The sequence below is a fragment of the Microbacterium sp. NPDC064978 genome, from assembly GCF_044543605.1.
Taxonomy (GTDB): Bacteria; Actinomycetota; Actinomycetes; order Actinomycetales; family Microbacteriaceae; genus Microbacterium; species Microbacterium meiriae.
This window is the reverse complement of sequence record NZ_JBITWF010000003.1, coordinates 564,268-587,991: the sequence shown is the minus strand read 5'-3', so window position 1 is coordinate 587,991 and position 23,724 is coordinate 564,268. Positions and strand designations below refer to the sequence as shown.

General features: G+C 69.5%; 25 protein-coding genes and 1 tRNA gene. 11 read left to right on the top strand and 15 right to left on the bottom strand.

Annotated elements, in window-relative coordinates:
• Positions 1 to 545: 545 nt before the first annotated feature.
• Complete coding sequence (locus ACIGJI_RS12965) at positions 546 to 1,049, bottom strand: hypothetical protein (RefSeq protein ID WP_363446950.1); 504 nt, start codon at positions 1,047 to 1,049, stop codon at positions 546 to 548.
• Positions 1,015 to 2,106: a hypothetical protein gene (locus tag ACIGJI_RS12960; protein WP_363446952.1), complete on the bottom strand. Its 1,092-nt coding sequence runs from the start codon at positions 2,104 to 2,106 to the stop codon at positions 1,015 to 1,017. Before ACIGJI_RS12960 ends, ACIGJI_RS12965 begins: the two co-directional genes overlap by 35 nt.
• Before the next feature lie 127 nt (positions 2,107 to 2,233).
• Between ACIGJI_RS12960 and ACIGJI_RS12955 the strand changes: the two genes are divergently transcribed.
• Entirely contained in the window at positions 2,234 to 2,506 is a 273-nt protein-coding gene (locus ACIGJI_RS12955) for a hypothetical protein (RefSeq protein WP_363446954.1), read from the top strand.
• Positions 2,507 to 2,564: 58 nt separating this feature from the next.
• On the top strand, positions 2,565 to 3,137 hold the full coding sequence (locus ACIGJI_RS12950; RefSeq protein WP_359801395.1) for a hypothetical protein: 573 nt from the start codon (positions 2,565 to 2,567) through the stop codon (positions 3,135 to 3,137).
• 104 nt (positions 3,138 to 3,241) lie between these two features.
• Here the strand turns inward: ACIGJI_RS12950 and ACIGJI_RS12945 are convergent, their stop codons facing one another.
• From ACIGJI_RS12945 to ACIGJI_RS12925, 5 genes are all read right to left on the bottom strand, one after another.
• On the bottom strand, positions 3,242 to 3,751 hold the full coding sequence (locus ACIGJI_RS12945) for a helix-turn-helix domain-containing protein (RefSeq protein WP_359801397.1): 510 nt from the start codon (positions 3,749 to 3,751) through the stop codon (positions 3,242 to 3,244).
• 2 nt (positions 3,752 to 3,753) lie between these two features.
• Entirely contained in the window at positions 3,754 to 4,464 is a 711-nt protein-coding gene (locus tag ACIGJI_RS12940; protein WP_363446959.1) for a hypothetical protein, read from the bottom strand.
• Between the two features lie 227 nt (positions 4,465 to 4,691).
• Positions 4,692 to 5,570, bottom strand: coding sequence for a type II secretion system F family protein (locus ACIGJI_RS12935; RefSeq protein ID WP_363446961.1), 879 nt, complete (start codon positions 5,568 to 5,570; stop codon positions 4,692 to 4,694).
• Positions 5,567 to 6,424, bottom strand: a complete 858-nt coding sequence (locus tag ACIGJI_RS12930; protein ID WP_187661904.1) for a type II secretion system F family protein — start codon at positions 6,422 to 6,424, stop codon at positions 5,567 to 5,569. Before ACIGJI_RS12930 ends, ACIGJI_RS12935 begins: the two co-directional genes overlap by 4 nt.
• The gene (locus ACIGJI_RS12925) at positions 6,421 to 7,602 is read right to left on the bottom strand and encodes an ATPase, T2SS/T4P/T4SS family (RefSeq protein ID WP_363446964.1); all 1,182 of its coding nucleotides are present in this window, start codon (positions 7,600 to 7,602) and stop codon (positions 6,421 to 6,423) included. The genes ACIGJI_RS12930 and ACIGJI_RS12925 overlap by 4 nt, the downstream gene beginning before the upstream one ends.
• A 101-nt stretch (positions 7,603 to 7,703) precedes the next feature.
• On the opposite strand from ACIGJI_RS12925, the gene ACIGJI_RS12920 reads away from it, so the two are divergent.
• From ACIGJI_RS12920 to ACIGJI_RS12895, 6 genes are all read left to right on the top strand, one after another.
• Positions 7,704 to 8,096 carry a hypothetical protein gene (locus ACIGJI_RS12920; protein WP_363446966.1) on the top strand — a complete coding sequence of 131 codons (393 nt, stop codon included), beginning with the start codon at positions 7,704 to 7,706 and terminating at the stop codon, positions 8,094 to 8,096.
• 94 nt (positions 8,097 to 8,190) lie between these two features.
• The gene (locus ACIGJI_RS12915) at positions 8,191 to 8,988 is read left to right on the top strand and encodes a glycosyltransferase family 2 protein (protein WP_366243954.1); all 798 of its coding nucleotides are present in this window, start codon (positions 8,191 to 8,193) and stop codon (positions 8,986 to 8,988) included.
• Positions 8,985 to 9,830: an endonuclease/exonuclease/phosphatase family protein gene (locus ACIGJI_RS12910; protein ID WP_363446970.1), complete on the top strand. Its 846-nt coding sequence runs from the start codon at positions 8,985 to 8,987 to the stop codon at positions 9,828 to 9,830. The genes ACIGJI_RS12915 and ACIGJI_RS12910 overlap by 4 nt, the downstream gene beginning before the upstream one ends.
• Positions 9,827 to 10,408, top strand: coding sequence for a hypothetical protein (locus ACIGJI_RS12905; RefSeq protein ID WP_363446972.1), 582 nt, complete (start codon positions 9,827 to 9,829; stop codon positions 10,406 to 10,408). Before ACIGJI_RS12910 ends, ACIGJI_RS12905 begins: the two co-directional genes overlap by 4 nt.
• Positions 10,409 to 10,475: 67 nt before the next feature.
• Positions 10,476 to 10,557 (top strand) — tRNA-Leu (locus ACIGJI_RS12900).
• A gap of 78 nt (positions 10,558 to 10,635) precedes the next feature.
• Positions 10,636 to 11,400, top strand: a complete 765-nt coding sequence (locus tag ACIGJI_RS12895; protein ID WP_187661911.1) for a DedA family protein — start codon at positions 10,636 to 10,638, stop codon at positions 11,398 to 11,400.
• A gap of 12 nt (positions 11,401 to 11,412) precedes the next feature.
• Here the strand turns inward: ACIGJI_RS12895 and ACIGJI_RS12890 are convergent, their stop codons facing one another.
• Positions 11,413 to 12,225, bottom strand: coding sequence for a Ku protein (locus ACIGJI_RS12890; RefSeq protein WP_187661912.1), 813 nt, complete (start codon positions 12,223 to 12,225; stop codon positions 11,413 to 11,415).
• A 57-nt stretch (positions 12,226 to 12,282) separates the two neighbouring features.
• On the opposite strand from ACIGJI_RS12890, the gene ligD reads away from it, so the two are divergent.
• Entirely contained in the window at positions 12,283 to 14,268 is a 1,986-nt protein-coding gene (gene ligD / locus ACIGJI_RS12885; RefSeq protein WP_363446975.1) for a non-homologous end-joining DNA ligase, read from the top strand.
• Positions 14,269 to 14,277: 9 nt separating this feature from the next.
• Here the strand turns inward: ligD and ACIGJI_RS12880 are convergent, their stop codons facing one another.
• From ACIGJI_RS12880 to murI, 4 genes are all read right to left on the bottom strand, one after another.
• Positions 14,278 to 15,198, bottom strand: coding sequence for a cation diffusion facilitator family transporter (locus tag ACIGJI_RS12880; RefSeq protein ID WP_366243956.1), 921 nt, complete (start codon positions 15,196 to 15,198; stop codon positions 14,278 to 14,280).
• A 100-nt stretch (positions 15,199 to 15,298) separates the two neighbouring features.
• Positions 15,299 to 15,892, bottom strand: coding sequence for an RdgB/HAM1 family non-canonical purine NTP pyrophosphatase (gene rdgB / locus ACIGJI_RS12875; RefSeq protein WP_363446978.1), 594 nt, complete (start codon positions 15,890 to 15,892; stop codon positions 15,299 to 15,301).
• A gap of 2 nt (positions 15,893 to 15,894) precedes the next feature.
• Positions 15,895 to 16,632 (bottom strand): ribonuclease PH, encoded by a 738-nt coding sequence (rph, locus tag ACIGJI_RS12870; RefSeq protein WP_259954222.1) that lies wholly within the window; start codon positions 16,630 to 16,632, stop codon positions 15,895 to 15,897.
• A gap of 33 nt (positions 16,633 to 16,665) precedes the next feature.
• The gene (murI, locus tag ACIGJI_RS12865) at positions 16,666 to 17,502 is read right to left on the bottom strand and encodes a glutamate racemase (protein WP_187661916.1); all 837 of its coding nucleotides are present in this window, start codon (positions 17,500 to 17,502) and stop codon (positions 16,666 to 16,668) included.
• A 62-nt stretch (positions 17,503 to 17,564) separates the two neighbouring features.
• On the opposite strand from murI, the gene ACIGJI_RS12860 reads away from it, so the two are divergent.
• The gene (locus tag ACIGJI_RS12860; RefSeq protein ID WP_363446981.1) at positions 17,565 to 18,890 is read left to right on the top strand and encodes a nicotinate phosphoribosyltransferase; all 1,326 of its coding nucleotides are present in this window, start codon (positions 17,565 to 17,567) and stop codon (positions 18,888 to 18,890) included.
• A 21-nt stretch (positions 18,891 to 18,911) separates the two neighbouring features.
• On the opposite strand, the gene ACIGJI_RS12855 is transcribed toward ACIGJI_RS12860, so the two are convergent.
• The 3 genes from ACIGJI_RS12855 to ACIGJI_RS12845 are packed head-to-tail and all read right to left on the bottom strand — an operon-like array spanning position 18,912 to position 22,778.
• Positions 18,912 to 19,178 carry a DUF3039 domain-containing protein gene (locus tag ACIGJI_RS12855; protein WP_060923586.1) on the bottom strand — a complete coding sequence of 89 codons (267 nt, stop codon included), beginning with the start codon at positions 19,176 to 19,178 and terminating at the stop codon, positions 18,912 to 18,914.
• A gap of 40 nt (positions 19,179 to 19,218) precedes the next feature.
• Positions 19,219 to 20,784 carry a hypothetical protein gene (locus ACIGJI_RS12850; RefSeq protein WP_187661918.1) on the bottom strand — a complete coding sequence of 522 codons (1,566 nt, stop codon included), beginning with the start codon at positions 20,782 to 20,784 and terminating at the stop codon, positions 19,219 to 19,221.
• A complete protein-coding gene (locus tag ACIGJI_RS12845) occupies positions 20,760 to 22,778 on the bottom strand; it encodes an ABC transporter ATP-binding protein (protein ID WP_363446983.1) in 2,019 nt (672 codons plus the stop codon). Before ACIGJI_RS12845 ends, ACIGJI_RS12850 begins: the two co-directional genes overlap by 25 nt.
• Before the next feature lie 248 nt (positions 22,779 to 23,026).
• Between ACIGJI_RS12845 and ACIGJI_RS12840 the strand changes: the two genes are divergently transcribed.
• Entirely contained in the window at positions 23,027 to 23,719 is a 693-nt protein-coding gene (locus ACIGJI_RS12840) for an NTP transferase domain-containing protein (RefSeq protein ID WP_336501841.1), read from the top strand.
• Positions 23,720 to 23,724 lie beyond the last annotated feature (5 nt).

Below are 23,724 nucleotides of genomic sequence, written 5' to 3'. Positions count from 1 at the left end.
AACTCTCTGGGATAGGGACCAGGCATGATGACATCCTCCCCGCCAGCGCCTCCCGACACTAACGATCAGTTGTCACCGATTCGTTCCTCACGCCCAAACGCACCCCGTATCCAGACCCATCGCCGGGGCGATGGGGAGGGAATGCTTGAGGTCGAGACCTCATCCTCCTGCCGATACTCGGCAGGTCTTCCACCCTCGTTGGGATACGGTGTGCGTCAGTAGGGTTTGCTCACCGGCAGAGGCATTGTGTACCACTCCTCTGCGCGAAAACGGGGCTCGCTAACCCCGGTATTCGTTGTCGCTCTTCAATTTCAGGGGGGACTTTACACTACCCAGCCCAGCCTCACAATTACCGCGTCCCCTCGACGTGTCGTGAGCGTCCCCCGAGCAGAAGAGAGGCCCCCGTTTCGGGGTGCGAATCCGCCGGGGGCCTCAAGGTCTACGCCGGGGTACACTCCGGATCGACGGTCCAATTTTACCGTGCGGGCTTCTCGGCCCGACCTGGGGGTTCGCAGCCGGAACGCCCCTGCCGTCTGGGAACCGGGCTACTTCCTGAGCGTGTAAGACGCCGAGTAGAGCGCCAACAGCGAGCGGACCACGTAGAACATCTGGTAGGTCACCAGCCCGGCAGACACACCGGTCGGCCACGCGGGAGAACTGCCGGTGCCGTAGACGAGCGCCAATGCTGCAAACCAGGCAGTCGAGGCGATCCCGGCGAAGACCGTCCACAGCAGCATCGTCCGCATCGTGTCGATCGTTGTCCGGCGGGGCGCATCAAACAAGAGGTCGGGGTCGGAGCGCGCGTCGAGACTGCGCTCCCAGAACCGCATGGTCATCGTGAAGACGAGACCTGTCATGATCGACGTCGCGGTCAGGAGCGCGCCGTTCGCGTTGGTCTCGATCCCGAGCAGCCACACGCCGACGCCCACAGCAGCAGCGAACACCAGCCCGACGACGAAGACCGCGATACTGCGCGTCTTCTGGCCGGGGACATCAGAATCTAAGGCCAGGTGGTCACGAACTACCTGAGTCGGTGTGATCTGGGACACGCCACACCACCTTCCAATCCGTCGGCACTTCTATCGGATCATGCGAGTCTGGCAGAACGCAATCCTCGGCGGTAGAGCGCTTGACGCCATAGTTTCCCTTGACGTCCGTGAGGATATCCCTAGCCACGGACACGAGGATCTCGTCATCCGGCTTGTTCAACTCCTGCTGGTTGTCATCTTCCGACTTGACCTGCCCGAGCGGGTAGACAAGGGCTGGCCCCTCGCGCTCCCCCACCGTAAACGAACGCCTGTTTCCCGACGGCAGTTCGACGCCGACCTTGGCCCGGACGCCCTTCGTCTTCATGAGCTTACGCCCCCTAAAACCGAAGCCCGCCTGGCTGAGAGCCTCGTCGATGACGCCGTAGACCAGGTTGGGGTCGATCTTCGCGTTCTTGCCCTTGCCCTTCGTGAATCCGATGAGCTTGCGAGCGTTGGTCAGCTTGAGGCGGAAATTGAGCTTTCCGGCCGCCGCGCCGAGGTCGGTCAGGCGACCAGTCTCGTCGCGCTGCTGGGGGAACTCGAAGCTCACGGACTCGACCATGATCGGCAGATCGCCGAGCTCAGCGGCGGACAAGAGCGCCTTCTGAGTGAACAGAGCACCCGGCAAGTTCTCCTGAATGGTGTCCTTGAAGAGCCGCTCGATGAATGAGCTGATACCGCCGACCCCGATGCGCTCGGTCATGAACACCGCGTGCGTGCCGTTCTTCGGAAAGACGACCAGGTTTCGGTACTTGACGCTTTCGACGTGCTTCACCGTGCGATTGAAGGTCTCAGGCTGTCCGGGCTCGGCGATCTCCGACTCGATCCCACTACTCCCGACTGAGACCACAAAGTACAGGCACCGTTCGCCGACGCGCACCTCGGTCACCTTGAACTCGGTGTCGGGCTTCTTGGGCAGGCGATGGGGCGCGTCGATGACGGCTGTCAGCGTCCGCGCGAGTAGGTCGCGCATCTTCAATCCGTTGGCGTCGATGTCATCGAGTGGACGGATGTCACCTTGCGATCGGACCGGCTTGATCCAAAGTAGGTACGGCGCGAGCTGGTACGTCGTCGTCATCTTGCTCCTAGGCTCCTGTCGAGCCGAGCATATCGGCAAGGTACCGTTCGGCTGCTCAGGCCGCACCTAATGTCCGTGCCCCCAGTTACCGTGATGGATCAGGCGTTCCGACGGTTAGGAGATCAACATGGCGGTTTACTGGGTCAACTACGACCTCAACAAGTCCGGCCAGGACTACACCAAGCTCATCGATTACTTGAAGTCTCACCCCAAGTGGGCGAAGCCCCTCAACAGCAGCTTCTTCGTCAAGTCCTCTCTCACTGTGGGCGCGCTCCGCGATGAGATCAAGAAGCACATCGACACCAACGACGATGTGGTCGTGGTGAAGGTTGACGGCCAGAGCTGGGCGACCTACGGGCTCTCGGACACGCTCAACAAGTGGCTCAAGGACAACCTGTAGAGGTAGGTGCGTTCCTGTTGGAAGCCACTGCGCGGGTGCCGACGGATAAGGTACGGACATGGAGTTCTGGGACACCTTCTGGGCGACGATGTGGGGAGCCCTGGGCGGTGCGGTCATCGGCGCATTTGCGGCGTGGCTATTTTCTCTCGACCTCCGGCGACGCGAGCGGGAGGACCGCAAGCAGGAACGAGAGCAGGATCGGCTGGATCGTGAGTCGGAGCGGGAGTTCGCTCATGCAGCGCGCCAGGCTGAGCTCGACCGAACCGAGAAGGCCGAGGCAGCCCGTCGGTGGTTGGCCATATGCGGGGCGCTGAGTAGCTACGTTGCCGTCCCAGGGTGGGAAAAGTCGAAGTACCAAGCAGCCGCACTCGACCGAATCTCCGATGTATACGTCCTCGGGCAGCCCGCCGACCGGATGATCGCGAACGTGCTCAAAGACTTCGGCCCCAGCGATATCGCCGTGGTACGAACTGCAGGTCGAGTGTCCGGACAGCTCCACCGATATGCCCGGGGCGAGGACTCGGCGGACGAGTGCGCGCGGCAGCTTGGTTTCATACTGGTCGAGTCGCGCAAGCTCCAGGCCAAGGCTAAGGAAGAGGAAGAAGCCCGGCAACTCGCAGAGGAGCACTGAGCGGTTCTCCCCGGCCTCCGGTGGGGTCTTCCTGGACATCGAGAAGGCCCGACGCCCTCCGAGGGGTGCCGGGCCTTCTCGATTCAAGTGAGAGGCGCGGAGCGTCAGTCCTGGATGAGACCGGGGCGTGCGGGACCAGCTGCCGCGACAACCGCTTCGGCCCCAGTCATGAATCGGTCAAAGAGGGAAACGACCGCGGTGAGGTCCGGAGCCGCCTTCGCGTCCTGCGCCGTCAGGTCTGCGTATGCCGCCGTGTGATTGCGGAGCGCCTGGGAGAGGAACTGCCGCTCCCGAGGAGCCGTCGTATTCTCCAGCAGATCAAGGGTCTTCTCCGTGGCATCCAGGATCCGATCGGACAGTGCCGCTCGTCGGTTCCGCGCGTACTCGCTCTGCACTCCCCGAGCCTTCGCCATAGCTGCCGGGGTGCCCGAGGAACTGGAGCCCGTGCGGGCGAACTCCAGCCCCTCAGTATCACGGACAACCCGAGAGACCGTCGCGGGGTGGACGCCCACAGCCTTCGCGACCTGACCGCGCGTCAGCCCATCGCGGACCAGGCGCACGATCTCCGCCTCCACCTCCGGTGGCGTCCGCACCCCCGACTGACGCGCGGACACGATCACGCCTGCTTTGCGGGGATCGTGTCGCGGCGGAGGTTCAGACCGTCCAGCTTCTCGACCTTGAAGTCGATCTGGATGTCACGATCCAGGTTCTCGTCGACCCCGAGCGCCGCGTATCCCTGCGGATCCAGATGCGCCATGCGCGACATGGTACCCAGCGAGACCGCGCCCTCCAGCGCCTCGCTCAGCACCTTGCGCCACGATGCCACGATGTTCGCGTCGGCCGTCAGATCGCGGACCCGGACAGCGGCCGGGACGCCATGCTCCACCAGCTGCTGGAACACCAGCTCGCGGACCTCGGCGATCACGCCCGATGGGTCGGTCGATGCGAGCGCCTCCGGGGAGACCTCGATCCACTGTGCGATTGCCGCGAGCCGGAGCGGGTTCGCCGCGAGGATCAGCGCCTCCAGCGACCGGCCAGCGGTCACCAGCGCGGAAACCTTGCGCCACTCCGCCTCCTGGAGCGCCACCTCGTCGGCGTTCTTCGGCGCGAGGCCGTCCAGCACCTCGGCGATCTGCGCATCCGAGTCGGCGTCCTTCGCGTCCGGGATCCGGTCGAGCAGCGCGGCGCGGGCGTCCATGAGCTGCTTGAACCGCTCGCGGTGCAGCGCGGAGTTCGTGTAGTTCGGGTTCTGGAAGTCCACAGCCTGCGCCACCGAGCGGCGGAAAGTCGTGAAAGCCTGCACGAAGGGTGCGGTGTTGGTGGTCATTTGAATCTCGTTTCTCTGGGTGGACTGCGCCCTGGGTGGACCTTCGGTCCTGGGTGGACTTCGCCCTGGGTGACCCGTCAGCCGTTGCTGGCGGGAGCTTTCGGGCGCGACAAAACCGTGCGCGACTTCGCGGCACAAGTCACCACGTCGAGAGAGCGCATCACGCGGCCTCTGCGATGTGCCGGAGGGAGACCTCGAACGGGAACTTCGGGAGGGTGACCGGGGCGTCAGATGCAAGCCGACCGAGCAGGGAGGAGCATGAGGATCTCCTTCCGTCCGGCCTGCTCGATGAGCGTGCGCTTGGCCTCCTCCCTGGTGTCATCGGCCTGCGCGCGCAGCACCGCGGCGAGGGGTGCTCCGTGCTCGAGCGCGGCGACGATCTGGTCCGCGGCTCGGGTCAGCCCCGGAAGCTCCAGCCGACCCGCCATGGCGGCCAGCGCGTCGGCGAGGGACGACCCCGTCCCGACCTCCACGATCACGCGACGCAGCTCGACCGTGAGCTCCCCTGACCCCACACCGGCCACGCGCTTCACGGCATCGAGGAACCCCTCGCCCGCAGAGAGGCAGAGGGCCAGGAACTCCAGGGTCGTCGGCAACTCCTCGGTGAGGCGCACCTTCCGTGCCCGCACCCGCGCCGAGAGTCGCATGTCGTAGCCGACGGCGCCCGCCGCTCCCGCCAGGAGCGGGATGGCACCGACGGGAACGGACCACCGACCGATCAGCACGAGGACGATGACGGCGAGCGCTCCGCAGACGAGCGCGACCACACCTGAGGCGAGCTGGCGTCCACGGAAGGCGACGGGATCGAGGGGCGAGCCCGCCTGCGCGAGTCGTCGTCGGAGGCCCTCGCTCCCGCCGAGGACGCGGTCGATCATCTCCCCACCGAGGGTTCCCAGGCGGAATCCACCGGCAGGCAACGCGCCGGCCCGGGGAAGAGCCTCCCGCGGCAGCACGTCATCGTCGACGACGTCGCGGATGTACGGCGCGATCCGTGAAGCGAGGGATGCAGCGCGCCACCGCGGCAGGCCGGAGAGAAGCGCCAGGACCCCCGCCGCGAAGCCACCGCCGAGCAGCACGGCCACGGCCAGCGCGGAGAGCCCACTCACCCGAACCACCGACGGGGCTCGGGCAGCCGACCGATGCGGATCATGAGGCGGAACGCGACGACCGAGACGACCGCGCCCACGACGATCACGACGATGCCCTCCGGTGTGCTGTACGCCTTCGCCCCCTCCGGACGGAGGATCAGGAGGGTGAGGATGATCCACGGCGCCACGGCGCCGAGGACGGCGGCTCCCCGGATCCACGACTGCCGCGCCTCAACCTCGCCGCGGAGCGCCGCGTCAGCACGGACGGATGAGGACAACGCCCGCAGCACGCCGATGAGCTCGGTGCCGCCGACTTGCCGCGCCATCCGCAGCGTCTCGATGATCCGATCCCCGAGCGGATCGGCGAGGACGACCTTCAACCGGTCGAGACTCGCGTCGAACCGTCCGCTGCTCCGCAGGTCTCGGGCGAACACGCCGAATGCGGGGCGGAGCGCCGGGGGCGCCGACTCGGCGAGGGTGGCCACCGCATCCGGAAGCGACAGGCCGACGCGGATAGCGGCGATCAGCAGGTCACAGACATCGGGCCAGAGTTGCCGGCGCAGACGCCGCAGCCGGAGTCGTCGGCCGCGCAGGTAGGCGATCGGCGCAGTCCCGCCGGCGATCCCGGCGAGGACCGCGAGCGCGGCACTCCCCGTGACGAGCCAGACGAGGGACGCCGCACCGAGGGCGGCGCCGGCGATGCCGATCACGAGGGAGCGGGTCTGCAGGGACGGGAACCCCGCCTCACCCGACAGACGGACCAGGCGTCCGCGGTGCGCCGTGGAGGTGGAGCGCTCTGCCGTCGGCCACAGCCATGGCGACAGGGTCAGGAGCACGCCGGCCGCAAGCGTCGCGCCGAGGAGGATCGTCATGCGAGGACCCCCGAACCGACCGAGGCCGACCGTAGCGGCCGGTGTGCGGCGGCGCCGAAGACCGGAGTGCTGAGCACCCGTCCCTGGACCACTTCACCCGTCGGCGCGACGATCTCCTCGACGTATCGTCGGCCTGCCGCATCGCGCGCGCAGTGGACGACGAGATCGACCGACGACGCGATCGCCGGAGCGACGAAGCCGCGGTCGATGTTCCGCCCGGCGAGGAGCGGCAGCAGGCACAGCTTGTCGAGCGCCTCCGCAGCGGAGTTGGCGTGGACCGTGCAGGCGCCGGGGACGCCGGTGTTGAGCGCCAACACGAGGTCGAGCGCTTCCGCGTCACGCACCTCCCCCACTACGAGCCGGTCCGGCCGCATCCGCAGCGCTTCCTTCACCAATCGTCGCAGCGTGATCTCCCCCGTGCCTTCGAGGCTGGGCTGGCGCCCCTGCAGCGCGACCACATCAGGACCGTCCACCGCGAGCTCGAACGTCTCCTCCACCGTGATGATGCGCTGGTCCGCCGCGCAGGCGGCGAGCAACGCCCCGAGCATGGTCGTCTTTCCCGCGTGGGTCGCCCCGGACACGATCACGGACGCACCTGCCCGCATCGCCTCACCCAGGGCCTGCGCGGCACCGGGAGTCAGCGCGCCCTGCGCCGTCAGCGCGTCGAGCGAGCGGTGCCCGGGAAGGAACTTGCGGATGTTGACCACCCACGACCCGCGGACGACATCGGCGATCGCCACGTGCAGCCGCGAACCGTCCGGCAGCGAGGCATCGACGAACGGCTGCCCTATGTCCACGCGCCGCCCCGTCGCCTGCAGCATGCGCTCCACCAGATCCCGCACCGTCGCCTCGTCCAGCCGCAGCGCTGTCCGCTCCGCCACACCACCCCGCGCGGTATGCACGACCCCGTCTCCGTTGATCCACACCTCCTCGATGCCGGGGTCGTCGAGCAGGGGCTGCAGAGCGCCGAACCCGCTCACCGCCGCGAGAACGTCCCGCACGCACGCCGCCTCGTCCTCCACGAGCACGCCGCCCCGCGCGAGAGCCCGATCGTCGTGGCGCCGCACCTCCGCCCTTGTAACCTCCCGCGCCCGCTCTGGGTCGATCGCCGGATCCACACCCTCGGTCCGCAGCCGACGCCGAACGAGGTCGGCGATGATCGACGCGGGCTGCTCCATCCCTGCATCCTCGCAACGATCAGCTCTCGGCCCGCGGAGTTATCCACACCCCCTGCGCGGCCTCCGACCGGAGGCGGTCCGGCACCCGATACGGTGCAGGCATGAAGCGGTTCACTGTCTCGTGCGGGCTCCTCGGCGTTCTCCTCCTGTCCGGCTGCACCGGTGGTCCCGATCTCCTGCAGTGCCAGAGCGTGGCCGCCGTCGACACCGAACTCGAGGCCTTCTTCGCACAGGACACGGTCGGCGGTACGGCGACTCCGGAGCAGACCGAGCGCCTGAAGGAGTTGGCGGACGAATACGCCGATCTCGACGTCGACGGCGAGGTACAGGAGGCGGCGACGGCCGTAAGCGACGACCTGCGCGCGCTCTACGACTACCGCGTCGGCGTCCAGAACGGCGACGCCGCGGACCCCGACCGCGAGCAGGCACTCCGCCGGACTGCGATCGACACGTTCGTCGAGGGGCAGGCCGTCTGCATCGATGGCTCGTCCTGACGCCGCCGTATCGAGCCGCCCGCCCCGGTGTCAACCGGTACGTCGCCCGTCGTCGCGCTCCCTAGGCTGAGGAGCAGACCTGCGAGGAGACGACGTGAACCGCGCCACACCAGCCGCCCCTGAACCGACCCTGAGCGTGGTCATCCCGGTCAAGGACGATGCGGCGGAACTGCGGCGATGCCTCCGCGCCCTCGCCCGGCAGACACTCCCGCCCGACGAGATCATCGTCGTGGACAACGCCTCGACCGACGATTCGGCCGCGGTGGCCGCCCGGCACGGCGCGCGGGTCGTGCGGTGCGAGACTCCGGGCATCCCGGCCGCGAGCGCGACCGGGTACGACACGGCGACGGGCGACGTGATCCTGCGGCTCGACGCCGACGGGGTACCGGGGCCGCGGTGGGTCGAGACGATGACGGCCGCGTACGTGCGGGATCCGCGGGTCGGAGCCTGGACGGGCGGGGCGCACTTCGTCGACGGCCCCCGGTTCCTGCGCCGGCCCCTCGCGGCGGCCTACCTCCTCTCCTACGTCGTCGTGTGCGGTTCCGCCCTGGGCCACGCGCCGCTGTTCGGATCGAATCTCACCCTCCGCCGCTCGGCCTGGCTCTCCGTCCGGGACCGGGTGCACCGCGATGACGCCGAGCTCCATGACGACCTCGACCTCGCGTTCCACGTCGGCGAGCGCCACCGCATCCGTTGGCTCCTGCACACCGACATGGGCATCTCCATGCGCCCGTTCGGCAGCGGACGCTCTTTTGCACGCCGGTCCTCGGTCGGCGCCAGGACGGTCCTCGTGCACTGGCCGGAGGACTTCCCTCCCGTGCGCTGGGTGCGGCTCGCGCTGCGCCGGGTGCTGCACCGCCTCGGAGTCCCCGCGCCGGGAGCCCGCCGATGACCGCGCCGCTCCTCGGATCGCCGTCCACCACCGAGCTGCACGTCATGACCCTCAACATCCGCCGCGACCTCGGCGCGCTCGCCTGGCCGCCCGCCGACCGCTGGTCGGTTCGACGTCCCCGGCTCACCGCGCTCCTCCGCGCGGAGCGGCCGGACATCCTCGGCATACAGGAGGCCCTGCCCGCGCAGGCTGCCGAGGTCTCCGCCGCGCTCGGCCCGTCGTTCCACCGCGTCGGCCACGGCCGCCTCGCCGGACCCCGCGGCGAGGGTTGTCCGCTCTTCTACGACGCCGACCGACTGGAACTGGGCGGCTGGCGACAGGTCGCGCTCTCCCGCACCCCCGACCGCCCCGGTTCCCGCTCCTGGCTGAGCGTCTCCCCGCGGGTGGTGGTGGAGGCGTCCTTCCGCGACCGCCGCACCGGCGCCGCCCTCACCGTGCTCAACACCCACCTCGACGCGTTCTCGCCGTGGGCCCGGCTCCGTCAAGCGCAGGCGGTGCACGACGTCGCCGCCGCAGCGGAGAGCCCCGTCGTCCTCGTCGGGGATTTCAACGCCCCCGCCGGCACGGCACCGTGGTGCGCCGTCGAAGCCGACGACGTCCTCCGCGACTCGTGGACGGCGACCGTCTCCCGCCGCACACCGGCCTGGAGCACATTCGCCGGCTACCGCCCACCCCGGCGCGGACGGCGCATCGACGGCATCCTCACCTCCCCCGCGCTGCCCGTGCGCCGGGCGGGCATCAACGCCCGGCAGTATGGAGGAGGCTGGCCGTCGGATCATCTCGCCGTGCAGGCCTTGATCGACCTCGCCCCCGGCGCCATCCCACCCGAGGAGACCGCATGAAGGAGGACTTCCTCCGCCCGCCGCACTCCATCGCCGAGTACGGCGCCGACGCCGTTCGTGTGATCGGCGTCCTCAGCGTCCTCGTCGCGGCGATCTGGTCGACCCCGACGGATGCGGGCATCCTCGCACTCGCCCTCCCCGCCCTCATGCTCCCCCGCGTCCTCGGCATGCGCGGCGGCATCGACCTGGCAATCGGCCTGATCGTTCTCGTCGCCGCCGCGAGCAACGTGTTCGACCTGTACCGCACGCTCACCGGGTGGGACCTCGTCGTGCACTTCGTCTGCACGGGAGCCCTCGCCGCCACCGGCTACCTCGTGCTCTCCCGCCTCGGCGTCGTCACGGCGCAGGAGTCCGCGGCGTTCCGCGCCCGCATCCCCCTCGTGCTCTGCACCGTGATCGGGCTCGCGGCGAGCGCCGTGTGGGAGATGATCGAGTGGGCGGGCCGCACCTTCGTCACCGACGAGATCTTCGTCACCTACGAAGACACCATCGGCGACATGGCCATGGGAGGACTCGGGGCTCTTGCGGCCGGAGTCCTCGTCGCCGTCGTCCGGTTGGAGCGTCGCCGCTCGGCGTGACGGCGCGGAACTGCGGGACGATCCCCAGGGTCGAACGGGGCGCGGGTCAGTAGACTGAAGCCACCGCGCGGGAGTGGTGGAATTGGCAGACACGCAGGATTTAGGTTCCTGTGCCCCAGGGCGTGTGGGTTCAAGTCCCACCTTCCGCACGACGGGTGCTTCGGTGCCCGCATCGCTCCACCGCCGACACCTCACGACCGACGGGAATCCCGCCAGTGCTCGAAAGCATGCTGCACGCCCCTACCGCGCTCATCCCGTGGCTCGATCCGCAGACGATCATCGGGGCGGCGGGTCCGTGGGCGCTCCTCGTGGTCTGCTTCATCATCTTCGCCGAGACGGGTCTGCTGGTCGGCTTTCTCCTGCCCGGTGACACTCTGCTCATCATCGCGGGCCTGCTGACCCACACGAGCAACGTCTTCGGCGTGAACATCTGGGTCGTCTCGCTCCTCATCGCGCTCTCCGCGTTCATCGGCGGCGAGGTCGGCTACGTCATCGGCCACAAGGGTGGTCCTGCCGTGTTCGAACGCAAGGAGTCCGGCCTCTTCAGCCGCAAGAACGTCGAGCGCACCAACGCGTTCTTCGAGCGCTTCGGCGGCCTCACCGTGATCCTCGCGCGCTTCGTGCCGATCGTGCGCACGTTCGCCCCGGTCGCGGCGGGCGTGGGCCACATGCCGTGGCGGCGCTACTCGCTCTACAACTTCATCGGGGCGATGATCTGGGGCTTCGGACTCACGATGGTCGGCTACCTCATCGCCTACATCCCGTGGGTGCGAGACCTCGTCGTCGAGTACATCGACATCATCCTGCTCATCGCTGTCGGCGGCACCGCGCTCGTCACCCTGTGGCATTACTTCTCCGAGCGCCACAAGGCCAAGAAGGCCGCGGCCGCAGGAGAGGACGTCGTGACGGATCACGAGGAGGCCGAGGAGCTCGTCCTCGACGCCGACGTGTTCGATCGCGCCCCCGACCTGGACGGCGACGGGAAGCACTGACCCGGCCGCGGATCAGCCCGCGTTCTTGGAGCGCTTCTCCTTGGAGCGGGCGACGCTTGCGCGCAGCGCCTCCATCAGGTCGATGACCTCGCCGCCGTCGGCCGCCTTCTCGGCATCGCCGCCGAAAGTCTCCGCCACGTCGAACGTCTCCCCGGCCTCGATCTTCGCGTCGATGAGGGTACGGAGCTCCTTCTGGTACTCGTCGACGAACTCCTCGGGGTCGAAGTCGGCCGAGTAGCTGTCCACGAGCGACGAGGACAACTCCAGCTCCTTCTTCGAGATCCGCACATCCTCGTCGAGCGACGGGAACTCCGCCTCTCGGACCTCGTCCGACCAGAGCAGCGTCTGCAGCACGAGGACCTTGCCCCGCACGCGCAGCGCGGCGAGCCGGGTCTTCTGGCGCAGCGTGAACCGCACGATCGCGGTGCGGTCGGTCTGCTCGAGGGTCTTGCGCAGCAGCACGTACGCCTTGGGAGACTTCGAGTCGGGCTCCAGGTAGTACGGCTTGTCGAGGGTGAGCGGATCGACCTGGTCGGAGGGCACGAACTCCACGACATCGATCTCGCGGCTCTTCTCCGCCGGCAGCGCCGCGAGGTCGTCCTTGGTGAGCACGACGGTCTGCCCGTCGTCGACGTAGGCGCGATCGATGTCGGAGTAGGCCACCGTCTCGCCGCACACCTCGCACGTGCGCTGGTAGCGGATGCGACCGCCGTCCTTCTCATGCACCTGATGCAGCGGCACGTCGTGGTCCTCGGTCGCCGAGTACACCTTGACCGGCACGTTCACCAGCCCGAACGTCAGGGCGCCCTTCCAGATCGTCCTCATCACACCAGTAGACACCAGCCACACCCGTCACGACCACCCCTTGACTACGCTGGCTCCATGGTGGGAGAGGCGCAGGTCGTGCAGGTCGATGGCCGACGGCTGCGGGTGACCAACCTCGACAAGGTCGTCTACCCGGAGACGGGCACGACCAAGGGCGAGGTCATCGCCTACTACACCACCATCGCCCCGCTCCTCCTCCCGCTCCTCGACGGCCGCCCGGTCACCCGCAAGCGCTGGGTCGAGGGGGTCGGCACCGCCGCCGCTCCCGAGGACTCCTTCTTCACGAAGCAGCTCGAGCCCGGCGCCCCGGACTGGATCCCGCGACAGGACATCCAGCACTCCGACGGCCCCAAGGCGTACCCGCTGGTGGAGGACGTGCCCACGCTCGTCTGGCTCGCGCAGGTCGCGGCGATCGAGTTGCACGTGCCGCAGTGGCGGTTCACCCCGGAGGGGCTTCCCGGCCGTCCCGACCGTCTCGTGCTCGATCTCGACCCCGGACCCGGCGCCGACCTCGCGCAGTGCGCCGAGGTCGCCCGGATCGCTCGGACGCTCCTCACCGGGATGGGGCTCGACCCTCTGCCCGTGACCAGCGGCAGCAAGGGCATCCACCTCTACGCGGCCCTGCCCGGCGAGCAGACCAGCGACGAGGTCTCCGCCGTGGTCAAAGAGCTGGCGCGCATCATCGAGAACGAGCACCCGGACCTCGCCACGAGCGTCATGTCCAAGGCCGTGCGCGGGGGCAAGGTGTTCCTCGACTGGAGCCAGAACAACGGCAAGAAGACGACGATCTCCCCGTACTCCCTGCGCGGGCGCGCCCGCCCCGGCGTCGCGGCGCCGCGCACCTGGGAGGAGCTCGACGACCCGGACCTCGCTCACCTCGAGCTGGACGAGGTGCTCGCGCGCGTAGGCGCCGGATTCGATCCGCTCTCCTCCCTCCGCCCCGACACTTCTGCTCTGCCGGCGAACGCGCACGCCGCGACAGCGGCTCGAGCTCCCGCGATCCGGGCGGCGGCGCCCTCCCCCGCCCGTCGCGGCCGGCCGCTCGCCGAGCAGACGGCGTCCCCCACCGGGACCACTCTCCCGTCGCTCGCGCCGATGCTCGCCGAGAACGGCACCCCGGCGATCGCCCGAAGCCTCAGCTCGCCGTCATGGGTGGAGGTGAAGTGGGACGGCATCCGTGCGATCGGCACCTGGCGCGACGGGCACATGTCACTGCACGCCCGACGCGGCACCGACATCACCGCGCGCTATCCCGAGCTGACGGCCGACGGTGCCCCGTTCCTCCCCGTCGACGAGGCGATCGTCGACGGGGAGATCGTCGCCTTCGACAGCGCCGCCCGGCCGAGCTTCTCCCTGCTGCAGAACCGCATGCACCTCACCCGGCCCCGGGAGATTGAGCGCGAGGTCGTGCGCACACCGATCGTGTACATGCTGTTCGACCTGCTCCGTCTCGACGGCCACGATCTCACCGGGATGCCGCTCCGCGAGCGCCGCACTCTGCTCGGCGACATCGTGGCGGGGGTCGACGCGCCCATCCAGGTCCCTCCCGTCTTCGACGACGTGGACGCAGCGCTCGCCGCCAGCGAGGAGTTCGGGCTGGAAGGCGTCGTCGTCAAGGATCCCTCCTCCCGGTACCGTGCCGGCCAGCGCTCACCCTCCTGGCTCAAGCTCAAGAACACCCGCATGCAGGAGGCGGTGATCGTCGGCATCCGCCCGGGGAAGGGCGAGCGCGAGGGCACTCTCGGCTCTCTCCTCCTCGCGATCCCGGAGGGTGGCGACCTCCGCTACATCGGCCGGGTGGGCACCGGCTTCACGGACCGCATCCTCCGCGACCTCCTGGCCCGCCTGGAGCCGCTGCGGGTGCCAGGCGCACCGCTCGACGGCGTCCCCCGCCCCGACGCCTCCGACGCCCTGTGGGTGCGCCCCGAACTCGTGGGCGAGGTGGAGTTCGCGAACTGGACGCCGGACGGTATCCTCCGGCACGCCCGCTGGCGAGGTCTGCGCCCGGACAAGACCGTCGACGAGATCACCGTCGAGGCGTGAGCGGCTCCCTCAGGCGTGGTGCGGTTCGCAGTCGCTCTGCTCGGCGGGTTCGATCTGGAACGTGGAGTGCGCCACGTCGAAGTGATCCGCGAGGCACGCCTGCATCTCCGACAGCAGCGCCGCCGAGCGGCCATCGGCCAGCAGGTCCGGGCGCACGCTGACGTGCGCGGTGAAGACGGGGGCTCCGCGGGTGAGCTGCCACACGTGCACGTCGTGGACTCCGACGACGCCGTCGTAGCCGAGCAGGTGGGTGCGGATCTCGCCGACGGCCATGCCCTTCGGCGCCGACTCGGCGAGGACGGAGAACACCTCCTTGAGCAGGACGAATGCCCGGGGGATGATCATCGCCGCGATGAACAGCGAGGCGAGGGCGTCGGCGGGCATCCAGCCCGTCACGAGGATCACACCGGCCGCGATGATGACCTTCAGTGAGCCGAGCAGGTCGCCCATCACCTCGAGGTAGGCGCCGCGCACGTTGAGGTTCGTCCGCTGGGCCCGGCTGAGCAGCCACATCGACACCGCGTTCGCGACGAGGCCGACGACGGCGACGACGAGCATCAGCCCTCCCGCGACCTCGACCTCGGAGGGGTTCAGCAGCCGCTGCACGCCCTGCACGGCGACGACCGTGGCGAGGGCGATGAGGATGACCGCGTTGATGAGCGCGCCGAACACCTCGGCCCGCTGGTAGCCGAACGTCCGGCGGTCGTCCGCGGGGCGCGCCGCCACGGTCGCGGCGATCAGTGCGATCACGAGCGCCGAGGCGTCCGTGAACATGTGCGCGGCGTCCGCGAGCAGCGCCAGCGAGCCCGTGAGCAGAGCTCCGACGACCTGCACGATCATCACCGTGGCCGTGAGGGTCAGGGAGATCGCGAGCAGGCGGCGGCTGCTCGCCGAACGGAGACCGCCGGGGGCGGGCGCATGATCGTGCATGCCCCCAGGCTAGCCCGGCGGCGGGCCCGTCAAGGCCGTTCCCGGCTAGTCGGGAACAGTAACGATTCTCACCGTCAGCAGGGGTTCTTCTGCGAGTCCCTCAGAGCGCGGCGAGCAGCGGCACGAGCGCGGCGAAGGCGCGGGCGCGATGCGACTGCGCCTGCTTCTCCTCCGCCGTGAACTCCCCCACAGTGCGCTCCGCGCCGGCCGGCTGACCGTCCGGGATGAAGACGGGGTCGTACCCGAAACCCCCGGCTCCCGACGCCTCGCGGGCGAGCCGTCCTGGCCAGCTCCCCTCAACCACGTGCTCGCGACCGCCCGGGAGGACGAGGGCGATCGTCGAGGTGAAGTGCGCGGAGCGATGAGGGTCGGCGATGTCGCGCAGCTGATCGAGCAGCAGCTCCAGGTTCGCCGCGGCGTCCTTCTTCTGACCGGCCCAGTACGCCGAGAACACTCCGGGCGACCCGCCGAGCACGTCCACGCAGATGCCGGAGTCGTCGGCGAGCGCCGCGAGGCCGGTGTGTGCGGCGGCCGCTCGCGCCTTGAGGAGCGCGTTCTCAGCGAACGTCACTCCGTCCTCGACCGGCTCGGGGCCGTCGTAGCCGACGACCTCCAGGTCGGGCCGTGTCTGCTGCACGATCTGCTGGAACTCCGCCACCTTGTGCGGGTTGTGGGTCGCCAGGACGACGCGCATGCTCAGGCTCCTGCCAGAGCGGCGAGCTGCCGGTCCTTCAGGTCCGCGCAGCCGGCGACGCCGAGGTCGAGGAGCGCGTCGAGCTCACGCTTGTCGAACGGCGCCCCTTCGGCCGTGCCCTGCACCTCGACGAACAGGCCACGGCCGGTCACGACGACGTTCATGTCGGTCTCGGCGCGGACATCCTCGACGTAGGCGAGGTCGAGCATCGGCTCCCCGTCCACGATGCCGACGGACACCGCGGAGACGGAGTCGAGCAGCGGCGTCGAGTTCTTGCCGATGAACTTCTTCTCCCGGCCCCACTCGATCGCGTCGGCCAGGGCGACATAGGCGCCGGTGATCGCCGCGGTGCGGGTGCCGCCGTCGGCCTGGAGCACGTCGCAGTCGATGACGATGGTGTTCTCGCCGAGCGCCTTGGTGTCGACGACGGCGCGCAGCGCGCGGCCGATGAGTCGGGAGATCTCGTGCGTCCGACCGCCGATGCGGCCCTTCACGCTCTCCCGGTCGTTGCGGCTGTTCGTCGCTCGCGGGAGCATCGCATACTCGGCCGTGACCCAGCCCTTGCCCTTGCCGGTGAGCCACCGGGGCACGCCGTTCGTGAACGAGGCGGTGCACAGCACCTTCGTGCCGCCGAAGCTGATGAGAGCCGACCCCTCGGCCTGCGCGCTCCAGCCGCGCTCGATGGTGATCTCGCGCAGCTGCGAGGTGGAACGGCCGTCGGCGCGGACGATGTCGGTCATGAGCTTCTCTCGGTCGGGGATGGAGCGACGGGCTCAGCGCGCGTCGAGGGCGGAATCGGGAAGCGTGATGACGCCGGTCTGGACGAGCTGCACGTCGCGCACCTCGCGACCCATGAGGCGGTTGGCGAGCGCCGTGAAGTCGTCGGCGGAGTCGCCCGTGGCCTCGTAGACGTAGGTGGCGGTGGCATCGGCCGGCGCCAGCAGATCGCCGCGGACGAGCTGGCGGTAGACGTCGCCCGCGGTCTCGTCGTCGCTGGAGACCAGCGTCACGCCCTCCCCCATGACGTAGCTGATGGCGCCGCGGAGGAACGGATAGTGCGTGCACCCGAGGACGAGCGTGTCCACGTCGGCCTCGCGCAGTGGCGCGAGGTACTCCTCGGCGACGGCCAGCACCTCGGGGGTACCGGTGACACCGGCCTCGACGAACTCGACGAACCGGGGGCACGCGGCGGTGAACACCTGCAGGCGCTCGTTCACCTCGAGCATGTCCTGGTAGGCCCGCGAACCGATCGTGCCGACCGTGCCGATCACACCGACACGGCCGTTCCTCGTGGTCGACACCGCGCGGCGCACGGCGGGGCCGATCACCTCGACCACCGGCACGTCGTAGCGCTCGCGTGCGTCGCGCAGCATCGCCGCCGACGCCGTGTTGCAGGCGATGACCAGCATCTTCACGCCCTGGTCGACCAGGGTGTCGAGCACCTCGAGCGCATAGCGCCGGACGTCGGCGATGGGCTTGGGGCCGTACGGCGAGTGGGCGGTGTCACCGATGTAGACGAACGATTCGCGGGGCAGCTGGGCGCGGATGGCCCTGGCCACCGTGAGCCCGCCGACACCGGAGTCGAAGATCCCGATGGGCGCGTCGTTCATGACTCCCCAGCCTACCCGCGTGCGCGCCGCCTCGTGCATCACGGCCTCACTAAGCTGAGCGCATGACCACGTCGACGGCGCTGCTCACCGATCGTTACGAGCTCACGATGCTCGCCGCCTCGCTCCGGGACGGCACCGCCTCCCGCCCGAGTGTCTTCGAGCTCTTCTCCCGACGCCTGTCCGGCGGACGCCGCTTCGGCGTCGTCGCCGGAACCGGACGACTGCTCGGCCTGCTGCGCGACTTCCGTTTCGGCGACGACGAGCTGCGCTTCCTACGCGACGAGCGGGTCGTCGACGCCGAGACCCTCGCCTCCCTCGAGCGCTATCGCTTCACCGGCACGATCCGGGGTTACCGCGAGGGCGAGCTCTACTTCCCCGGGTCGCCCATCCTCACGGTCGAGGGATCGTTCGCGGACGCCGTCGTCCTGGAGACGCTCGCCCTGAGCGTCCTCAACCACGACTCCGCGGTCGCCACGGCCGCGGCCCGCATGAGCATCGCCGCCGGCGAGCGTCCTCTCGCCGAGATGGGCTCCCGGCGGGCAGCCGAGCGCTCCGCTGTCGCCGCAGCACGGGCGGCGTACATCGCCGGGTTCGGCGCCACGAGCAACCTCGAGGCCGGCCGCGCCTGGGGAATCCCGACCATGGGCACCGCTGCGCACTCGTGGACGCTGCTGCACGACAGCGAGGAGGACGCCTTCCGTGCTCAAGTCGAGAGCATGGGCGTGGACACGACGCTCCTCGTCGACACCTACGACATCCGCACCGGCGTCGAGACGGCGATCCGGGTGGCCGGGACCGGGCTCGGCGGCGTCCGCATCGACTCCGGGGACCTGCCGACCGTCGCCGCCGAGGTCCGAGCGCAACTGGACGAGCTCGGCGCCACCGAGACCCGCATCACGGTCACGAGCGACCTCGACGAGTACGCGATCGCCGCGCTGGCGGCCTCCCCCGTGGACGCGTACGGCGTCGGCACCTCCGTCGTGACCGGTTCCGGATACCCCACGGCGAGCATGGTCTACAAGCTCGTCGCCCGGCAGGACGCCGACAGCTCGTGGGTCGGGGTCGCCAAGGCGTCCGCGGACAAGGCGTCGTTCGGTGGCCGCAAGGCGGCGTTCCGCACGCTCAGCGACGGGGTTGCCGCGGCGGAGACGGTCGTCGTCTCGGACGGGTTCGAGGCGCTGGACACGCCTGCCGACCACCTGGACGGCCGACCGCTCCAGGTCACCCTCGTCGAGGGCGGAGAGATCGAGACCGCCTTCGAGGGCGCCGCAGGGACGGCTTCCGCCCGCGCGCATCACCTGCGTGTCCGTGAAGAGCTGCCGGTGCGTGCGTTGGCACTCAGCAAGTCGGACCCGGCGATCCCGACGGTCTACGTCGAGGCGGACTGAAGCGGGGCCGAGCGACGGCGGTCAGCCGACCATCGACTCGTAGATCTCCTTGCACGTCGGGCAGATCGGGAACTTCTCCGGATCGCGGCCCGGCGTCCACTTCTTGCCGCAGAGCGCGCGGACGGGCTTGCCTGTGATCGCCGACTCGAGGATCTTGTCCTTCTTGACGTAGTGCGAGAAGCGCTCGTGGTCGCCCGGTTCGATGTTCTCCTCGCGGAGGAGCTCTTCCAGTTCGCGATCAAGCGTTGCCACGCCGCCCTGATCGGGGCTGTCCAGCGGAGTACTCATCCCGCGATTCTAGCCGCGTCTCCGCCTCGGCGGGGCGGTCTCACGCGGTCTCGACGAACTCCATCAGACGTTCGCCGCTGTGCTCGAAGATGCGTCCGCCGATCACAGCTCCTCCGATGAAGGCGACGATGCCGGTGGCGATGCCGACCCAGAAAGCCGCCGGCGCGAAGCCCGGATCGGCGACGATGCTCGCACCGAACAGCCAGATGGTGGGCACGCTCAGGACGATCGCACCGAGGAACGCCGCCGCCGGGCCGTAGATCCCTCGGGAGGTCGGGCGCTGCGGCTGCTGGAACGGGCTGTCCCCGGGACGGGATACCGCGTACGGCGCCACCACCGACACCACGCTGGAGATGCCGAGGGCGGAGAACAGCAGGCTCGCACCGAGGCCGACGAGCGGGAGGAGAAGACTCCAGCGCCCGGCCAGCAGGAGCGAGAGCGGTACGGCGATCGCCAGCACCGGCACGGCGACCAGGAGCACCGGCACCAGGCGTCCGAGACGGTCCGGAACCCCGCGGACACCGCTCGCGACGTGCGTCCAGAGGGCCGTCGAGTCGTAGGCGACGTCGTTGTGGGGCAACCATCCGAAGAAGAGGGCCATGACGGGCACGGGGACGAGGGCGGCGATCTCGACCGGCACGCCCGCGACGATCAGCGGGAACACCGTCAGCACGCCCGCCACGGGCACGACGATGATGTTCATGATGTACCGGCGGTCGCGCAGCCAGTACACGAGGCTTCGCGACGCGATGGCGCCGAAGGCGTTGGAGGGCAGCAGGCCGAACCAGCCGAGTCCGCTGCGCTCGCGCGCCGCCACCGGACGCTCGGTCGTCGTCAGCAGGCGCCGTACGAACCAGGTCCAGGCGAACCACAGCAGCGCGAGGGTGACGGCAGCCACCAGTCCGCTTCCCCACGCCGCAGCCGTCTCGCCTTCGGCCGCCGCGAACATCGCCGCCGGCGAGGCGGCGAGCGGCGTGAAGCCGATCACCGAGGTCAGGGTCGCCAGTGACGCCGGCACCTCACCGTCCCAGCGGAGCGAGCCGAGGAACACGGCGACCGGGAACGCGATGACGATCAGGGCCAGGGCGAACAGCGCGGTGAGCTCCCGGGAACGACGCTCCGGGAGCAGAAGCGCGTTGAGCGCCATCCCGACCCGGGACAGGAGGATGGTCGACAGCAGCCCGATCACCGCCAGGAGGACGGCCGGCACCCACGGTGCGCCGGCGCGGATCGCGACGACCGTCACGCTGATGTAGACCGCGAGGAGCGCGAGGCTGGGCACGCTGACCAGCGATGCGAGCGCCAGCACCCCTGGCATCTTCCGCTCATCGACGCCGAACACCGCGAAGCGCCGCGGATCGAGCTGATCGACGGCTCCCACGAGCAGCGGCCCCACGAGGAAGCCGAGCAGAAGGGCAGCGCCACCGAGCACCGTCACGGCCTGGGAGACCGGCACCGGCGCGTCGCCGAGGCTGAAGACCGCCACGCAGACCACCACGGTGACCGCGACGACCGCGCCGAAGGAGAGCAGGGTGCGCGCCCGGTGTTCCCCGCGCAGGGCGCCCAGGAGAAGCGCGAACCTCAGTCGGAGAACGTGTGCAGCCACTCGAGCCCCTCCACCTCTCCGCTGGAACCTGCGAGCTCCACGAAGCGCGATTCGAGCGTCTGTCCCGCGCGCACCTCGTCGATCGTGCCCTCGGCCAGGACCTCACCGTTGACGATGATGGCCACCCGGGAGCACACGCGCTCGACGAGATCCATCCCATGGCTCGACAGGATCACCGTGCCGCCGTGCGAGACGTAGGCGCGGAGGATGTCGAGGATCACTGCGGAGGAGACCGGATCGACGGATTCGAACGGTTCGTCGAGAACGAGGACGCGGGGAGAGTGGATCATCGCGCCGGCGAGCATGATCTTCTTCGTCATGCCCGCGGAATAGTCCGACACGACCCGATTCAGGGCGTCGCCGAGGTCGAAGGCCCTGGCGAGGTCGCCGGTGCGCTTCTCGATGACGTCGGCGGAGAGCCCACGCAGCAGCCCGTAGTAATACAGCAGCTGTCGGCCGGTGAGCCGGTCGAAGGTGCGCAGCCGGTCGGGCAGGACGCCCATGACGCGCTTCGCCGCCAGGGGCTCGGCCGCCTGGTCGATGCCGCAGATGAGGACGCTGCCCTCGTCCGCGCGCAGGAGACCCGCGACGATCGAGAGGGTCGTGGTCTTGCCGGCGCCGTTGGGGCCGACGATGCCGTAGAAGGAGGCCGCGGGCACGGTGAGGTCGATGCCGTCGACCGCGCGGTTCTCGCCGAACTGCTTCACGAGACCGCGGATGCGGATCGCCTCGGTGGCGGGCTCGGCTGCCGCCGAGTCATCGGCCTCGGTCGGGGGCTCCTCGGCGATCACCGCTTCGACGACCTCGACGGTCTCCACCTCCGCGACGCGCCGGTCATCGGGCGCGGGCTCCTTGGTCACCGGCAGTGCGGTGTCCGACACCTCCGCCTCGGACTCCGCCGCAGCAGGCTCCTCGACCGGCGTCGCTTCCTCGGCGGTGTCTCGGGCCGGTGTCGCCGTCTCGACGGACGAGGTGCCGGCCTCGTCGGTCTCGACGGTCTCTGCGGCCACGGTCTGCGCCTGTACCGCGCCGGACTCCTCCGGCTGCGTCTCGGCCGTGCTCACCTCTGCGGCTGCGGACTCGACGGTCCCGACCTCAGCCGCCTGGGCCTCCGCGGCCTCGGCCTTCACGGCCTCGTCTTCGGCGGCCTTCGCTGCCTCGTCTTCGGCGGCCTTCGCCGCGGCCGCCTTCGCCGCGGCGGCCTTCGCCGCAGCGGTCTTGGCGGCGGTGGTCTTGGCCGTCGTCTTGGCCGCCGAGGCCTTCGCGGCAGCGGTCTTCGCCGCGGCGGCCTTGGCCGCAGCCGTCTTGGCCGCAGCCGTCTTGGCCGCCGATGTGCTCGCCGCCTTCGTCGACGTCGCGGCCGGACGCTTCGAGCCGGTCGAGCGTGCGGCCGTGTTCTTCGCCGCAGCCGCGCGGGCGGCGGACGCCGTGCGAGCGCCTGCTGGAGCGGTCGCGGGATCGACACTCGCCGCGGGGGTGGGCTCGACCACGACCTCAGCCGTGGGCGCGGCCTTCTCGGCTGCCGCCTTGGTCGGTGCGGGCCTCGCCGTCCGCGCGGCGGTCGGCTTCTTCGCCGCGGCAGTCCTCGTCGAAGTGGAGGACTTCGCCGCGGTGGACTTCGCGGCCGTGGTCTTCGCGGCGGAGGGTGTGGCGGCCGTCGTCTTCGCAGCTGCCGACGTCGGAGCCGCGGTCTTCGCAGCTGCCGACTTCGGAGCCGCGGTCTTCGCGGCCGTGGTCTTCGCAGCAGCAGACTTCGCGGCCGTGGTCTTCGCAGCAGCAGACTTCGCCGCGGTGCTCTTCGCGGCCGCGGGCTTCTTCGCAGCCGGCTTGTCCGCTGCGGCCGTCTGCGCCTTGGCCGAGGCCGAGGTCGACTTCTTCGCGGCGGTGGACGCGGCAGGTCTCTTGGCGGCCGGTTTCCGAGCGGGCGCGGAGGCCTCGGTCGGAGTCTCGGCTCCCTCTGCCTGGGGGGTGGGGTCATCAGGGGAGGAAGTCACCGTCCTACGGTATCAACGGGTGGCTGAGAGCCAAGGCCCCACGCGACATTCCGCAACCGGATCCCCTCCCCGGCGCTTTCCGCAAGGGGGTTGTCGTCCCTGTGCGTTGCGTGTGTACTCGATCACGAAATGGCAACGGGGCCTGCCTGGCCCCGGGGTTCTCAGGGGGAATCGCTAGCATGATTCCCGGCACGACGAAGTGTCTGGTCGGTGAACCGACCGTGAACACAACTTCCTTAGGAGTATTCGTGACTCTTCAGACCGTCATCCTCGCAGCCGGCATGGGCTCTCGCCTCGGCCGCGCGCTGCCCAAGCCGCTCACCGAGCTCAACGACGGCCGCACGATCATGGGCCAGCAGCACGACAACATCCGCGCCGCTTTCGGCTCCGACGCACGCATCACCACGGTGGTGGGCTACCGCGCCGAGACCATCATCGAGGCCTTCCCCTCGGTGAACTACGTCCACAACGAGCGCTACGACGAGACGAACACGTCGAAGAGCCTGCTGCGCGCCCTGGGCGCCACCGGCAAGAGCGGCGTGCTGTGGATGAACGGCGATGTCGTCTTCGACCCGATGATCCTCGGCCGCGCCGCCGCATACATCGAGCGCGACCAGTCGTTCGTCACCGTCAACACCGCCAAGGTCAGCGACGAAGAGGTGAAGTACACCGTCACCGCGGAGGGCTTCATCAAGGAGCTGTCCAAGTCGGTCAAGGGCGGCCTGGGCGAGGCCGTCGGCATCAACTACATCTCGTCGGGCTTCAAGAAGGCGTTCATGCGCCAGCTGCAGCGCGTCGAGGACCAGGACTACTTCGAGCGCGGCCTCGAGCTGGCGATCGCCGAGGACGGCCTGCTGCTCGAGCCGATGGACGTCTCCGACCTGTACGCGGTCGAGGTCGACTTCGCAGAGGACCTGGAGCGCGCGAACCTGTTCGTGTGACGCTC